At 67.6% G+C, this 15,109-nt stretch carries 12 protein-coding genes and 1 pseudogene; 6 read left to right on the top strand and 7 right to left on the bottom strand.

The features are described 5' to 3' along the window. Positions 1 to 168 precede the first annotated feature (168 nt). Entirely contained in the window at positions 169 to 1,479 is a 1,311-nt protein-coding gene (locus HW466_RS01705; protein WP_174905355.1) for a hypothetical protein, read from the top strand. Between the two features lie 266 nt (positions 1,480 to 1,745). Here HW466_RS01705 and HW466_RS01700 read toward each other — a convergent pair whose 3' ends face one another. The 3 genes from HW466_RS01700 to HW466_RS01690 all read right to left on the bottom strand — a co-directional run bounded on the left by HW466_RS01700 (position 1,746) and on the right by HW466_RS01690 (position 5,216). Then, positions 1,746 to 2,261, bottom strand: coding sequence for a P-loop NTPase family protein (locus HW466_RS01700; RefSeq protein WP_244138212.1), 516 nt, complete (start codon positions 2,259 to 2,261; stop codon positions 1,746 to 1,748). A 265-nt stretch (positions 2,262 to 2,526) separates the two neighbouring features. Next, positions 2,527 to 4,095, bottom strand: a complete 1,569-nt coding sequence (locus tag HW466_RS01695) for a trypsin-like peptidase domain-containing protein (protein ID WP_174905354.1) — start codon at positions 4,093 to 4,095, stop codon at positions 2,527 to 2,529. 248 nt (positions 4,096 to 4,343) lie between these two features. After that, on the bottom strand, positions 4,344 to 5,216 hold the full coding sequence (locus tag HW466_RS01690) for a LysR family transcriptional regulator (RefSeq protein WP_151006365.1): 873 nt from the start codon (positions 5,214 to 5,216) through the stop codon (positions 4,344 to 4,346). Between the two features lie 132 nt (positions 5,217 to 5,348). On the opposite strand from HW466_RS01690, the gene HW466_RS01685 reads away from it, so the two are divergent. Then, positions 5,349 to 6,602, top strand: a complete 1,254-nt coding sequence (locus HW466_RS01685) for an MFS transporter (protein ID WP_060126812.1) — start codon at positions 5,349 to 5,351, stop codon at positions 6,600 to 6,602. 57 nt (positions 6,603 to 6,659) lie between these two features. On the opposite strand, the gene pdxR is transcribed toward HW466_RS01685, so the two are convergent. Then, entirely contained in the window at positions 6,660 to 8,132 is a 1,473-nt protein-coding gene (gene pdxR / locus HW466_RS01680; RefSeq protein WP_176316067.1) for a MocR-like pyridoxine biosynthesis transcription factor PdxR, read from the bottom strand. Between the two features lie 161 nt (positions 8,133 to 8,293). On the opposite strand from pdxR, the gene HW466_RS01675 reads away from it, so the two are divergent. Beyond that, positions 8,294 to 9,493, top strand: coding sequence for a GNAT family N-acetyltransferase (locus HW466_RS01675; RefSeq protein WP_151006267.1), 1,200 nt, complete (start codon positions 8,294 to 8,296; stop codon positions 9,491 to 9,493). A gap of 21 nt (positions 9,494 to 9,514) precedes the next feature. Here HW466_RS01675 and HW466_RS01670 read toward each other — a convergent pair whose 3' ends face one another. Beyond that, positions 9,515 to 9,997: a DUF3331 domain-containing protein gene (locus HW466_RS01670; protein WP_059545546.1), complete on the bottom strand. Its 483-nt coding sequence runs from the start codon at positions 9,995 to 9,997 to the stop codon at positions 9,515 to 9,517. Positions 9,998 to 10,554: 557 nt separating this feature from the next. Here HW466_RS01670 and HW466_RS01665 point away from each other — a divergent pair. The 3 genes and pseudogenes from HW466_RS01665 to HW466_RS01655 all read left to right on the top strand — a co-directional run bounded on the left by HW466_RS01665 (position 10,555) and on the right by HW466_RS01655 (position 13,415). Then, a pseudogene (locus tag HW466_RS01665) lies at positions 10,555 to 11,618 on the top strand (2,3-butanediol dehydrogenase). A 201-nt stretch (positions 11,619 to 11,819) separates the two neighbouring features. Beyond that, positions 11,820 to 12,476 (top strand): VC0807 family protein, encoded by a 657-nt coding sequence (locus tag HW466_RS01660; RefSeq protein WP_059507556.1) that lies wholly within the window; start codon positions 11,820 to 11,822, stop codon positions 12,474 to 12,476. 72 nt (positions 12,477 to 12,548) lie between these two features. Further along, positions 12,549 to 13,415, top strand: coding sequence for a CPBP family intramembrane glutamic endopeptidase (locus tag HW466_RS01655; protein WP_174905491.1), 867 nt, complete (start codon positions 12,549 to 12,551; stop codon positions 13,413 to 13,415). A gap of 85 nt (positions 13,416 to 13,500) precedes the next feature. On the opposite strand, the gene HW466_RS01650 is transcribed toward HW466_RS01655, so the two are convergent. Then, positions 13,501 to 14,175: a MarC family protein gene (locus HW466_RS01650; protein ID WP_059451194.1), complete on the bottom strand. Its 675-nt coding sequence runs from the start codon at positions 14,173 to 14,175 to the stop codon at positions 13,501 to 13,503. A 120-nt stretch (positions 14,176 to 14,295) separates the two neighbouring features. After that, on the bottom strand, positions 14,296 to 15,096 hold the full coding sequence (locus tag HW466_RS01645; protein ID WP_174905490.1) for an enoyl-CoA hydratase-related protein: 801 nt from the start codon (positions 15,094 to 15,096) through the stop codon (positions 14,296 to 14,298). Positions 15,097 to 15,109: the final 13 nt, after the last annotated feature.

Below are 15,109 nucleotides of genomic sequence, written 5' to 3'. Positions count from 1 at the left end.
GCTTAGCTCGAACGTCTTCCAATGAACCTCAAAACGCAGTGAACCAAGGAGAATGACATGAGACGCAGGGATTTGCTGGGCGCTGGAGCAGCGCTGCCGATGTTGGCAATGGTGTCGAACTTGTCTGCGAAGACGCCGCACGCGGTCAGGACGGACTGGGAATGTCGCGTGTCGCGCGATTCGTCCGGTCGATCTTCGGCACACTTGAGCGTCTCGATCAACGGCAGCGCACGCGCGTCGTTCAAGCTGCGCGGCATCTGCTATTCGCCATGCCCAATCAACGAGAACGTCGAAACGACGCCTTCGCTCGGCGATTTCTTCTGGGACGAGTACTCCGGGCCTGGCTACCACATCCGCAACTGGCGCGACACGTGGCAGCGCGACTTGAAGCTAATTCGCGAGACGGGTGCGAACACGATTCGGCTCTACAGCATGATTTCGCGGCAGCTCGACTACAAGACGGGCGGTTTGCCCAAGGTGCCGTTCGACAAAAGCTCGCATCAGTTCATGCATCGCGAATTCCTCGACGCGTGCTGGAACGGCGGCGTCAAGCCGCTGTACGTATTGGTCGGCATTCCCGTTTCCGCGCCGGCCCTGAAGCAAGGCATCTACAACAAGGCCGAAGACGCGTTCTATACCGCGCTGATCAAGGAGACGGTCGCGCAGGTGTCCGGGCATCCCGCCGTCCTCGGCTTCACGATCCAGAACGAGCAGGACGGCCCCGGCGCGTCATGGGGCGATGCCGCGCCGGTATCGTTCTGGTGGTCGCAGATCGAAAAATTCGCGCACTTGACGAAGGTTGCGATGGGGGCGAATAAGAAACTCGTTGGCATGGCGAACCATGACGACCTCAAGCTGCTTTCGATGTCGGCGTCGCATATGGCCCGCGTGCCGTCGGTCGACTTCTGGGGCGTCAACACGTACCAGACGCAGAACTTCGATACGGTCTTCAAGGCCGTCGCAGCGGAAAATTTTCCCGGCTACGAGGGCCTGACGGGCAGCGCGCTGAAGCCAGTCATCCTGACGGAATGGGGCATGCCGGGAACGGGACACCGCAATCCCGCGGATCGCACGACGATCTATTCCGACAACGGCACGGCACAGCTCACCGCCAACCTGATCACTGGCGTGGCGGCGCAAGCGCTAAACGGCCGCTACCCGCTCAGTCTCGGCCTGTACTACTTCGAGTTCTGCGACGAATGGTGGAAGCAGAAGGTCGAAAAGGGCTTTCCTGGCTTTCCGGACTTTCCGGACTTTCCATACCGGCCTTTCGGCGGCCCTGCTGCGGATGCCTTTCCAAACAAGTTCTGGGACGAGGACGGTTTTGGCTTGTTCGCGATCGGGCGAGGCGGCGGCCTTCCGAACAATGCGCCGGTGTGGCGAGACGACGGCTACAACAAGGGCCCCAACGTGCCAGACACACGTTCGCCGCGCAAGCCGATGGTCGATGCGCTGCGTTCGGTCTATCTGAGTTACTGAGTGTCACGCAGAGCTTCGATTGCGCTTTGTTCGTCGCGTCACGCGTCGCCACGACGTGACGAACTCTTACCTTTGAGGCTAGCCCGATTTCCGTCCCGGTTTCGCGTGAATTGCGTGATTGTCGCTAATCCAGCCTCCAACGTCCGCTTATGGCCGGTAGCGGATCTCAGTCAACTGGCGTGGGCAGATGGCCCTGAACGGCCACTCCGTGAGAGATGGAGTTGTCCACGCTGAAACAGGCCGCAACAACGTCACAGACTCGACTTTCATAAGGGCGACAACCCACTCACAAACTCCGCTACTGCATCACGCGACCCGAGCGTTTCCTTGTCTCCACGGAACTGCTCGAAAATAGTCCGGTGAGCACCATACGAGCTTGATCCAGTCCGGGATCGATAAGTCGCGGCCCATTCCAGCAGCGCATCGAAGGCTTCTGGAGACCCATCGCGACGAATGCCTCGCCGACGAATGTTCGCCACACATTCGGCTTCGTCGATGCACAACCAGACCAGTGCGCTAGCGTTTGCAAGAACTTCGCTAACGAGCCACCCGTAGATCCCTTCGATGACCCAGCGATCGGCCTGCGCGGCACGTTGAACGAGTCGAATCGCATCGGCGCGCTCCCGAGCTACGCCGTATCCACCAGGAAGCCAATGAATCAGATCGAGATCGACATAAGCGGCACCCGAACGATCGGCGACGCGTTCTGCCAGCCAGCTTTTCCCCGAACCCGAGTTTCCGATAACGATTGTTCTAGTCAGGTCCATGCGGAACGGGCTCACGAAAGTTTTCGAGACGGATTTTAAAAATGCGCACGCCCGCGAATCTTTGCGACCAAGCGAAAGCGCGCCCTTGCCCCGTCTCAAGTTGAGGTCTATCGTTAAGCGAGCATGATGCCGCAAGGCTCACGATCTTGCCCGAGCCAAACGCCATTTGGAGAAGTTCGCGAACGGTCGGAGCGGATAGTCTCGTTCCCCAAATGCGTGTAACAAGAACTCCCTCAGCATGCATGGAACAACGGCTTGTCCACGAACGCCCATTAACGCCCTACCGCGCCCGCACCGACACAAACCTCCGCGCATTCTCGCGCTGAATCAACACCGCGATCACCCCGCCTTTCGCCTCGAGCGACTGCACGTCGTCCGGCGTTTCGAGCAGCGTATCGTTGAGTTCGAGCACGACATCTCCAGGCCGAATGCCCGCATTCGCAGCCGGTCCGTGCACCGCATCGACCATCATCCCGACCGCGAGCCCGGTCGAACGCCGCTCGGCGTCGCTCAGCGGATGCATCGTCAGCCCGAGCCGATCGCCGCCGTCAGCCGGTCTTGCGGCCGCCATCGCCACGCCGGCGGCACCGCCCGCGCCAAGCGCGCCAGCGCTGCCCGTCGCTGCCGCGCTGTCGATCGCGTCGCCGGTCCCTGCTCCGGTGACAGTCAGCATCATCGGCGTGCGATTGCGGATCACCCGCAGCGGCGCCCTTGCACCCGCCGGCAACGCGGCGGCGAGGTCGTTCAGTTCGGCCGACCGGCCAATCGGCTTGTCGCCGAACTTCACGATCACGTCGCCGGGCCGCACACCGGCCGCCGCAGCCGGCGAGCCTGGATCGACGCCGTTGACGAGCGCGCCCGCCGGACGCGGCAGGCCGAACGCGGCAGCCAGCCCGACACCGACGTCCTGCACGTCGACGCCCAATGCATTGCCGGACGAAGCGCGCTGAGCCTGCGCGCCGGCCCGCATCTGCGCCTGCACCTGCGCACGCACCTTCAGGGCGAGCGCGATCGGGATCGCGAACGTGGTGCTCGCATAGCGGTCGGCGTCCGTATAGACCTGCACCGCGATGCCGATCACGTCGCCCGCGCGATTGAACACGGGGCCGCCCGAGTTGTCGGGATTCACCGCGATGTCGGTCTGGAAGAACGGAAACGCGCTGCCGTCCGGCAACGCGTGCGCGGTCGCGCTGACGATGCCGGCCGTGACCGTGTTGCCCGATCCTTCCGGTGCGCCCATCGTCATCACCGGTTCGCCCGCGCGCACCCGCGACGAATCGCCGATGCGCACGACCGGCAGCTTCGTCGCGTCGACGTGCAGCACGGCGACGTCGCTCTGCGGATCGACGGCCAGCACCGTCGCCTTCAACTCGCGACGATCGGCCAGTCGCACCGTCACATCGGTCGCATCGCCAACGATATGCGCGGAAGTCAGGATCCCCCCGTCGGCACTGACGATGAAGCCCGAGCCGCCGCCCGCGATCGCGCGCGGCGACATCTCGGGCGCAGGCGCCTGGGCGCCCTGCGCGGGCGGCAGCGGCGCGCCCCGGCGGAAGAACGCGGACAACGGATCGTCCGGATCGAGATACGCGAAGGACGGGCCACCGGCCTGCTGGTCGGGCGCGGCGGTCATGATGGTCACGACCGCCGGGCCGTAACGGTCGACGATCGTCGGGAAATCGACCGGCATCGAGCGAGGCGATGCGGCGAGCCGGCTCTTCATGACCGGTGGCGTGGCGGCCGGTGCGACGGTTCCGGCACCGACTGGCGGCGGCGACAGCAACGAGGCGAATAGGCCCCCGATCAACGCAGTGCGAAGCACGGCGCGAGCAAGCGTCTGGCAAAGCACGGTGCACCTCCCCCGGCGGTCGCGGCTCCGCCCTGCGCGCGACGCGCAGGCGCCCGACAAGCACCGGTACACCCCTCCATTTATAGTCCACGCGGCATCCGCGACATACGAATCGAAACCCGCATCCCGGGCCGTCGTGTGGCGTCGAAGCCGCGACAGCGTTCGTTCCGTACAAAGTTCGCGGTTCGTCAATCGGAACATTCACCCGACACGGCAACGCTGCGCGCGTCGACGTGCGGGCCGCGCCATCAGGCAAGCAGCAGAAAATTGCGCACGACCGCCGACGGATCGTCGCGTCGCGACGCAATCGCGAGCCTCGCGCGCAGCCCGTTGCCCGCCACGTGCCGATAGACGACGCCTGCGACCTGCACCTGCGTGATTGCCTTCGGCACGATCGACACGCCGAGCCCGGCCGCGACGAGCGTCACCGCCGACGCGATTTGCGGCGCGGGCTGCGCCATGCGCGGCTGGAAGCCGGCTGCATTGCATGCCGCGACGATGTCGTCGAACAGCGCACTGCCCGCTTCGCGCGGCACCTGTACGAATGCCTCGTCGGCCAGCTCCGCCAGATCGATCCGACGACGCTGCGCAAGCCGATGCGCAACGGGCATCGCGACGAACATCGGCTCCTCGTCCCAATTCGATACCTGCAGCGTGTCCGCGATGCGACGCTCCGGACGCACGATCGCGACATCGAGCCGCCCGGCTTCGAGCGCCTCGAGCAGCACGCCGGAGGTCGCCTCCTGCAACGTCAGGTCCGTATCCGGAAACGCTTCGCGAAAGCGGCGAATCAGGTCGGCCACTTTCGAATTGAAGGCCGCCGTCCCGGTGAAACCGACCCGCAGTTGCCCGATTTCCCCGCGTGCGGCCCGCTTTGCCGCCCGCGCCGCGCGCTCGGCGTCGTCGAGCACACGTCGCGCCTCTTCCGCGAACACTTCTCCCGCCACGGTCAGCTCGGCGCCGCGTGCGGTCCGCTTGAACAGCTCCACGCCGAGCTCGTGCTCGAGCGCCTTGATCTGCTGGCTCAGCGGCGGCTGCCCCATGCCGAGCGCTTCCGCAGCCTTCGTGAAGTTCGACGTGACCGCCACGGCCAGGAAGTATCGGAGATGTCGAAGTTCCATGTGATCTCGGGTAGACGGAACCGGCTTTCCAGCCAGATGAAAAAGATATCGCTACGGTTCTTTTCATATATTGGACATATATGTGATCGTGCGCAAGAATTCCGGTATCCCCCAGCCCATCGGGTACATACCATGTCGAATTCCGCGATCTCGCGCGCCGCACCCCGCACCTCGAGCACGGCGCCGGATACGCTGCCCCCGGGCGTGTCGCCGCGCTCGGCGGCCTACAAGCGCATCGCACTGGCACTCTTTCTGGCCGGCTTCTCCACGTTCTCGCTGTTGTACTGCGTGCAGCCGTTGCTGCCCGCGTTCGCGCGCGAGTTCAACCTGGGCGCGGCGTCGAGCTCGCTGTCCCTGTCGCTGTCGACGGGGATGCTGGCTTTCTCCATCCTGTGCGCCGGCGCGCTGTCCGAACGCTTCGGCCGACGCGGGCTGATGTTCGCGTCGATGACGCTTGCGGCGCTGTTCAACGTGCTCGCCGCGATCGCACCGAACTGGAACCTGCTGCTGATCTGGCGCGCGCTCGAAGGTTTCGCGCTAGGCGGCGTCCCGGCAGTCGCGATGGCCTATCTCGCCGAGGAAATCGCCGCCGACGGGCTGGGCCTGTCGATGGGCCTCTATGTCGGCGGCACCGCGTTCGGCGGCATGGTCGGGCGGATCGGGATGAGCGCGCTGGAAGAGTATTTCTCGTGGCGGACCGCGATGTTGACGATCGGCGTCGTCGACCTGGTCGCGGCGATCGCGTTCGTGATGCTGCTGCCGCAGTCGCGGCGCTTCGTGAAGCGAACCGACCTGACGCTGCGTCACCACCTCCGGCTGTGGAGCGCGCAGCTGCATCATGCGCGCCTGCGGTTCGTCTTCGCGATCGGCTTCCTCGTGATGGGCGCGTTCGTGACCGTGTACAACTACGCCGGATTCCGGCTGACGGCCGCGCCGTTCAACCTGAGCACGACGGCATGCGGGCTGATCTTCGGCGCCTATCTGTTCGGGATGGTGTCTTCGTCGAGCGCCGGTGCACTCGCCGATCGTCTCGGGCGCGCGCCCGTGCTCGTCAGCGGCATTGTCGTGTTCGCGGCCGGTCTGGCGCTCACGCTGTCGCACTCGCTCGTCGCGATCATCGTCGGGATCGTGCTGATCACGATCGGCTTCTTCGTCGCGCATGCGGTCGCGAGCGGCTGGGTCGGGCATCTCGCCGGTTCCGCAAAGGGGCACGCCGCGTCGCTCTACCTGCTGGCCTATTACGTCGGATCGAGCGTGCTGGGCTCGGTCGGCGGCACGTTCTGGCAGCACGGCGCGTGGAATGCCGTTGCCGCGTACGTCGCTGTGCTGCTCGTGCTCGGCCTGGTGGCTGCGCGCCAGATCATGCGAGCGGAGCCCGCGCGGTAAGCAGCGGCTCGCGCGCGTCGCGTCACGGCGATGCCCGCCGCGCCGCGCAACTGCGATTCACTCGCCCGCGACGCGATGCGCGATCGTCGACAACGTCCGCAGCATCGGCGCGAACGCATCGGCCGACGTATTGCCGAAGCCGAGCACGAGCCCGTTGGCCGCCGACGTCGCGTGAATCGAGAACCCCGAAAGCGGGAACGGCCCGATCCCGTGCGCACGCGCCGCGTCGACGATCGCGCGGTCGCGGTAACGGGCCGGCAGCCGCAGCGCCAGATGCAGCCCGCACGGCCCGCCCTCCACCTGATGCGGCACGGTGAACGCATCGTCCAGCGCGGCGAGCAGCAAGCGTCGCCGGTCGCGATACAGCCGGCGCATCCGCCCGAGATGCCGCCCGTATTCCCCTGACTCGATGAAATCGGCAAGCGCGAGCTGCACGTGGCGCGTCCCGCCGCGCAGCATCTCCGGCAGCGCGGGTCGCACCGCGGCCAGCAGCGCGTCCGGCAGCACGAGAAAGCCGATCCGCAACGCCGGGAACATCGTCTTGCTGAACGAGCCGAGATAGACGACCGGCGAATCGGCCGCGAGCCCGTGCAACGCGCCGATCGGCTCGCCGGTGTGACGGAACTCGCTGTCGTAGTCGTCCTCGATGATCCACGCGCGATGCCGGCGCGCGGCATCGAGCAGCGCGAGCCGGCGCGAGATCGACAGCACCGCGCCGGTCGGAAACTGGTTCGACGGCGTGGTGTAGACGAGCCGGGGGGTCCGCTCGCGCCAGCTCGCGTCGTCCGCGCGCAGTCCCTCCGCGTCCACCGGCATCGGCACGACGTCGAGATCGGCCGCCTGCATCGCGGTGCGCGCGCCGCGATAGCCGGGCTCCTCGACCCACACCGTGTCGCCCGGATTCGTCAGCAGTTGCGCGCACAACGCGATGGCGCCCTGTGCGCCCTCGGTGATCACGATTTGCTCGGGCTCGCAGCGCACGCCGCGCGTCACGGCCAGATGGCGCGCGATCGATTCGCGTAGCGCGCGCTCGCCGAGCGGGTCGCCGTAAGCGAGCAGCTCGCGGCCGTCGCGGCGCAGCGCACGATCGATCGCGTGCCGCCATGCATCGACCGGAAAATGCGACAGCGCGGGCACGCCCGGCCGGAAGCCTTCCGACTCGCCGGTGCCGATCAGGCTTGGACGTATCCGGCCGAGCCGTTGCGCGACGGCCGGCGGGGCGGCCCGCCGGCGCGGCGCGGCCGGCCGCGACAGGCCGACCACGCGCGTGCCGCGACGATCGGATTGCAGGAAACCTTCGGCGACGAGCTGCTCGTAGACGGCCGCCGTCGTGTTGCGCGACACGCCGAGCGTCTCGGCCAGCGCGCGCGTGCCGGGCAGCCGCGTACCGGCCGGCATCGCGCCGCCGAGAATCGCATCGCGCACGCGCCGCAGCAACTGCCGCTGCAAGGAAGGCGCGCCGGCCGTGCGGACAAGCGGCGCGTCGAGCGGCAGCAGCGGCGCGGCGCCGGAAGGAATGGCAGTCGTCATCGGGATATCGCGGCGTGGAAGTCTCGGTGCATGGCGCCATCGTCATGCGTTCGTGGCACCATAAATTTGCGACCGTCTGGCGCTTCTCATGGTACCTCGCCGGGACTACGATCGTCTGCATGCCGGCATGTCGCCGGCCGCCAACCGAAGCGAGATCGCCCTTGTCCACGCTCACCAACGAATTCCGGCAGCCCATCGGCCGCCCCGTTCCAGACTGGTCCGCACGCCCGCGCCCCGAGCGCATCGTGCTCGAAGGCCGCTACTGCCGTCTCGAGCCGCTCGACGCCGACCGCCATGCCGGCGACCTGTACGCCGCCTATGCGCAGGCGCCCGACGGCAGCGACTGGACCTATCTCGCGCACGGTCCGTACGCCGACGAGTCGAGCTACCGCGACTACGCGCGCGGCGCGGCGGCGAGTGCCGATCCGCTGCACTACACGGTGATCGATCGCGCGACGAACCGCGCGGTCGGCACGCTCGCGCTGATGCGCATCGACCCGGCCAACGGCGTGATCGAGGTCGGCTCCGTCACGTTCTCGCCGCTGCTCAAGCGCACGCCGATTTCGACGGAAGCGCAGTACCTGCTGATGAAATACGCGTTCGACACGCTCGGCTACCGGCGCTACGAATGGAAGTGCGACGATCTCAACGAGCCGTCGCGCAAGGCCGCCGCGCGGCTCGGCTTCCGTTACGAGGGCACGTTCCGGCAGGCGATCGTCTACAAGGGCCGCAGTCGTGACACGGCGTGGTTCTCGATCGTCGACGGCGAGTGGCCGGACGTGCGCGCCGCGTTCGAAGCGTGGCTCGCGCCGGAGAACTTCGACGCCGGCGGCATGCAGCGCGAGACGCTCGTCGCGATCCGCCACGCGCAGGCGCGGGCGCGCAATGCAGCCGGGCGTGCGAACGATGCGACGCGCGTCACGGTCCGACCGCTCGTCGCGGCCGATGAAGCCGCATGGCGCCCGCTTTGGCAGGGTTATCAGCGATTCTACGAAACCGCATTGAGCGACGCCGTGTTCGCGACGACGTGGGCGCGCCTGATGGATCCCGCCGAACCGATGTTCGCGCTCGGCGCGTTCGACAAGTCGGGCACGCTGGTCGGCATCGTGCACGCGATCTATCACCGCTCATGCTGGACAGAAGGGCCGTACTGCTATCTGCAGGACCTGTTCACGGCGGCCGGCGCACGCGGACAAGGCGCGGGCGGCGCGCTGATCGAAGCCGTGTACGAGCGCGCCCGCGAAGCCGGCGCGAGCCGCGTGTACTGGCTCACGCACGAAACGAATACGACCGCTCGCGCGCTGTACGACAAGCTCGCGACCAATGCCGGATTCATTCAGTACCGGAAAGATCTCAAGTAACCCGCGGACGACCGGTCGCGCTCAGCCCAGCGCGTCGACCGGCTCCGCCGCCTCGCCGAAGGATGGTGCAACGTGACGCGCGGCGCCGGCCGCGGGTCGCACCGACGCGGGGTGAATCATCTCGTCGCCGTTGACGGGCACCGGCCGCCGCACCGGCCGGTACACCGATTCGCCCGGCTCGATCGCCTGCCCCGAGATCGCGCAGCGGCCCGCCTGCGACGCGACACGCAAGCGCCAGCGTTGCTCGCCGTAATGGCAGCGCCCGCTTTCGCTCCAGCGCACCAGCAAGCCGTCGTCGCCCGCTTCCAGAACCGAAACGAACAGTTGCGGCCGCAACGGTGAAACGCCCTGTACGACAGGCTCCGCAGCCGGCGCGCGATCAGCGCGTTTCGACGGCCGCGCCATGCCGACGTCTGCCGGCAGCGGCTTCGCTTCCTGCTCGTCGGCGACCAGCATGTGGTACTGCACGTACTCGCATATCAGGCTTTCGATGAAGTTCGGCATGCTTGACGATATTCCATGAAGATTGAAACGGGCCACGCCGCGCTCGGTCGTTCGTGCAGCAACGCCGTTCGATTCGCTCATGCGACGCCGGTCTCGCCGTCACGCATACAGGCGATCGGACAATGCGGCAGATGATACAAACTGAAGTTAACTTCAAGTAAAGGGGCAGCGCGCGCAACAATGCGTTTCGCTCGTCGGCACAATGAGCCGGGAAGACCGTCGTGGCCGCGACGCCTGCCCCGCCACGCGTCTCGCGTTTCGTCTCAAACGGCTGAGACGAATGTCGCGGCGTCTCACCCGCCCGGCCCGTCGCAAGCGCAGCAAATTTCCTGCGCGATTCGCTCGGCATGCCCTGATGCGGGCGCAATCCGCCGTGCCGCACCGCACACCGCCGCGCCGGCTCCGTCGCCCTGCGGCCGCTCGTTCCGGCTGGCCCCGTTCCTGCATATCGGTCGCTCGCGCAATCGCGCGACGGACGCCTCGGCCCCCGCCGCGTCCGACGACAACCTGACGGAGACAGCAACGTGACTACACCGGCACCGAACACCGCCCCCAGCATGAAGGCCGCCGTCTGGCATGGCCGCAACGACATCCGCGTCGAGGAAGTACCCGTTCCGGCACACCCGCCGGCCGGGTGGGTCCAGATCCGCGTGCACTGGTGCGGCATCTGCGGCTCCGACCTGCACGAGTACGTCGCCGGCCCCGTGTTCATCCCGGTCGACGCGCCGCATCCGCTGACGGGCCTGAAGGGCCAGTGCATCCTCGGCCATGAGTTCAGCGGCGAAATCGCGGCGCTCGGCGCCGGTGTGACGGGCTTCGCGCTTGGCGAGCGCGTGACGGCCGACGCGTGCCAGCATTGCGGCACCTGCTGGTATTGCCGGCACGGCTGTACAACATCTGCGAGAACCTCGCGTTTACCGGGCTGATGAACAACGGCGCGTTCGCCGAATTCGTCAACGTGCCGGCCGAGCTGCTGTACAAGCTGCCCGACGACTTCCCGACCGAGGCCGGCGCGTTGATCGAGCCGCTCGCGGTCGGGCTGCACGCGGTGAAGAAGGCCGGCAACATCGTCGGGCAGACGGTCGTCGTGGTCGGCGCGGGCACGATCGGCCTGTGCACGATCATGTGCGCGAAGGCCGCGGGCGCCGGACGCGTGATCGCGCTGGAAATGTCGGCCGCGCGCAAGCAGAAGGCGCTGGAAGTGGGCGCGACGGTCGTGATCGATCCGAAGGCGTCCGACGCGATCGCGGAAGTCAGGGCGCTGACGGGCGGCTACGGCGCGGACGTGTCGTTCGAGTGCATCGGGCACACGGCCACCGCGCAGCTTGCGATCGACGTGATCCGCAAGGCCGGCAAGTCGGTGATGGTCGGCATCTTCGAGGAGCCGACGTCGTTCAACTTCTTCGACATCGTGTCGACCGAGAAGGAAGTGATCGGCTCGCTCGCGTACAACGGCGAATTCGCGGACGTGATCCGCTTCATCGCGGACGGCCGCATCGACGTGCGTCCGCTGATCACCGGGCGCATCAGCCTCGGCGACATCGTCACGCACGGCTTCGAGGAACTGGTCAACCACAAGGACCGCAACGTGAAGATCATCGTCCAGCCGGCGACCGCCTGACGGACCAACGACCGGCCGATGCCCGCCGCGTGCCGGACGGCGCGGCGCCGCCACCCTGGGGGGTAGCCCGGTCGCGGCCGCTACGTGTTCCCGCCCGTTTTCGGTGCGCGCACAACGGCACCGGGTGCGGCGCGCGGGGTCGGACTTCGATATACTCGAAGCGACATCACCGCCCCGCGCGCCGCCCGCGCGCCCGCTTCCGTGAAACCACGAGCCGGCCTGATCCTCGAACTCGTCGTCAACCTGCTGCTGCCCTGGGTCGCATACCGGGTCGCGCATCCATATTTCGGCGAAACCGGCGCGCTGTATGCGTCGGCGATTCCGCCGATCGTCTGGTCCATCGTCGAATTCATCCGCTCCCGCCGCATCGATGCGGTGGCCGCCATCGTGCTGCTCGGCATCGCGCTGTCGATCGCCGGCATGGCGCTCGGCGGCAGCGCGCGCACGCTGCTGATGCGCGAATCGCTCGCGTCCGGCACGATCGGCGTCGTGTTCCTGCTGTCGTTGTTCCGCGACCGTCCGCTGATCTACTATCTCGCGCGCGCGACGGTGGCCCGCGAGATGGCCGGCGGCGCCGCGCGTTTCGAGACGGTCTGGGCCGAGCAGCCGGGGCTGCGCCAGATGCTGCGGCTGATGACTTTCGTCTGGGGTGCGAGCATGACGCTCGAGATGCTGCTGCGCCTGTGGATGGTCGTCACGTGGCCCGTCGAGCGCGTGCTGGTCGTGTCGCCGATCATGGGCTACACGGTGTTCGGCACGTTGCTGCTGTGGACCTTCTGGTACCGGCGGCGCATGCGCGAGCGCAACAGCGTCGACATTCCGACCCGCGACGGCGTCACCGAGATCGCCGGCCGCTGACCGCCCGCGCCGCGGCATGTCACGGCCGCTGGGGTATGATGCGCGGCGTTTCGTCCGCCCCTGCATCGCCCCATGTCTCTCTCGCTTCTTCCCTGTGCCACGATCTGGCTCGCGCTGTTCGCCGGCGCCGCATTCGCGTGGCAGCGCCCGCTGCATGGCCTGAGCATCGCCGTTGCCGCGCTCGGCTACGCCGCTGCGCTGGCGTTCGGCAAGCTCGAGCCGATCGTGCTCGCGCCGCTCGCGCTGCTCGTGGCCGCTGCCTGGGGCGTCGCGCCGGGCCGTCCGTTCGCGGTGCGGATCGCCGCGCACACCGTGTTCGCCGCGCTCGCGATCGCGCTGAGCCTGCACCTGATCCCCGGCTTCCACAATCCGCGTGTGATCGAGCCGACGCGTTTCACGCCCGATGCCGTGCCGTTCACGATGTACCTGAATTTCGACAAGCCGCTCGTCGGCCTGTGGCTGCTGTGGGTGCTGCCGTGGGTCGCGCCGGACGTCCCGCCGATGCGCGCGCTGCGCACCGGCGCGGTGGCGGCCGTCGCGACGGCGGCGGCCTGCCTGGCCGGCGCGCTCGCGTTCGGGATGGTCGGCTGGGCGCCGAAATGGCCGGCATCGGGCTGGATGTGGCTCGTCAACAACGTGCTGCTCGTCACGCTCGCCGAGGAAGCGCTGTTCCGCGGTTACGTGCAGGGCGGGCTCACGCGCGTGCTCGGCCGCTTCGGCTGGGGGCCATGGGCCGCGCTTGCAATCGGCGCGGTGCTGTTCGGCGCCGCGCACGCGGCCGCCGGCTGGCCCTGGATCGTGCTCGGCACGGTGGCCGGCATCGGCTATGGCCTCGCATGGCGGCGCGGCGGGTTGCTCGCGTCCGCGCTCGCGCATGCGGGGTTGAACGCGATCCACTTCGGGCTGTTCACGTACCCGATGCTCGCAGTGGCGCGCTGATCGTCGCTCACGGCGCCGGCATCGGGCCGGCCTCGCTTGCCCGAACGCGGTCGATGCCCGTCAGCGCATGCGGCGCGGGAGCCGCTTATTTGATCTGGTCGGCGAGCGGTTGCAGGAATTCGGAGAAGCCGGTCAGCATGATCTGCACGCCGATGCACAGCAGCAGGAACGCCGACACGCGCTTCGCGACCTTGGTGCCTTCGGTGCCGAGATAGCGGGAAAGCAGCGCGGCGCGGCTGTAGGTCAGCCAGATCACGACCGCGACGAGCGCGGAAACGGCAATCGACACGATGCTCGACAGCATGAACTCCGACAGCTTGTGCGTGCGGTTCGCGTTCAGCGCGATCGCGGTGGCGATCGAGCCGGGGCCGACCGTCAGCGGCACGGTCAGCGGAAAGAACGCGCGCGTCATGATCGCGTTCGCATTGATCGGCTGGATCGGCGTATCGCCGCCGCCCGCCGGCCCGTCGGGCTCGTTCAGCATCTGCCAGCCCGCGACGGCGACCGCGAAGCCGCCGCCGATCCGCAGCGCTTCCATCGAAATCCCGAAGAAATGCAGCACCGGCGTGCCGGCGAAGAACGCGACCAGCAACACGACGAACGCGTTGAACGCCACCTTCTTCGCGAGCAGGTTCCGCTCGTGTTCGGTCAGCGCTTCGGTACGCTCGAGAAACAGGAACGCGATGCCGATCGGGTTGATGATGCCGATCAGGCCTGTGAAGCCGAACAGGATCTCGGAGATAAGGCGGTTGACGATCATCGGAAGCGAAGAAGCGGTCAGGGCTCGGCCGGCGGCGCGCCGGGGGTCACGCATTGTAGAGCAAGCGTGCGCGCCCGCGACGCAAATCGCGCCCCGGGCCCGGCGAGCCGCGCGACACGCTTATTCGGCGGCCGGTTCCCACGCCGGCGGCCGCTTCGCGAAGAACGCGGCGAAGCCCTCCTTCGCTTCCGGCGTCGCCCGCACGCGGGAAATCGTCTGCGCGGTGAACGCCGCGCGTTCGTCCGACGGCGGATATTCGCCGATCGCGTCGAAAAAGCGCTTGATCTCCATCAGCGCGTTCGGGCCATTGCGGCTCAGCTCGGCGAGCGTCTTGTCGAGCGCGGCATCGAGTGCGTCGGCCGGCACGGCCTGATGGATCAGCCCGATCGCGACGGCTTCGCCGGCCGCGATCTGCGTCGCGGTCAGCGCGAGCCGGCGCGCCTGGCGCTGGCCGACCGCCTCGACCAGATACGGACCGATCACCGCCGGCAGAATCCCGAAACGGGCCTCGCTGACCGAGAAGCGCGCGTGATCGCTGGCGATCACGATGTCGCAGGCCGCGCACAGGCCGACGCCGCCGCCGAACGCGTGGCCCTGCACGCGCGCGACCGTCGGCTTCGGGCATTGCCGGATCGCGCGCATCATCGCGGCGAACCGCTCGGCGTCGCGCAGGTTCGCGGCCGCGTCGTTCGCGCTCGCGCGCTGCATCCACTGCAGGTCGGCGCCCGCGCAGAACGCGCGGCCGTCCGAGCGCAGCACGATCACGCGCACGTCGTCGCGGCCGCCAAGCGTCGTGAATGCGTCGGTCAGCTCGGCGATCATCGTCTCGTCGAACGCGTTGAGCACGTCGCCGCGCTGCAGCGCGACGGTCGCGATGCCGCGCGCATCGACGGCGACGGCCAGGGTCTTCAATCCATCCATCGAACAGGTTTCC

This window comes from Burkholderia territorii (assembly GCF_902833055.1).
GTDB lineage: Bacteria > Pseudomonadota > Gammaproteobacteria > Burkholderiales > Burkholderiaceae > Burkholderia > Burkholderia territorii.
This window is presented reverse-complemented; position numbering and strand designations above follow the sequence as displayed.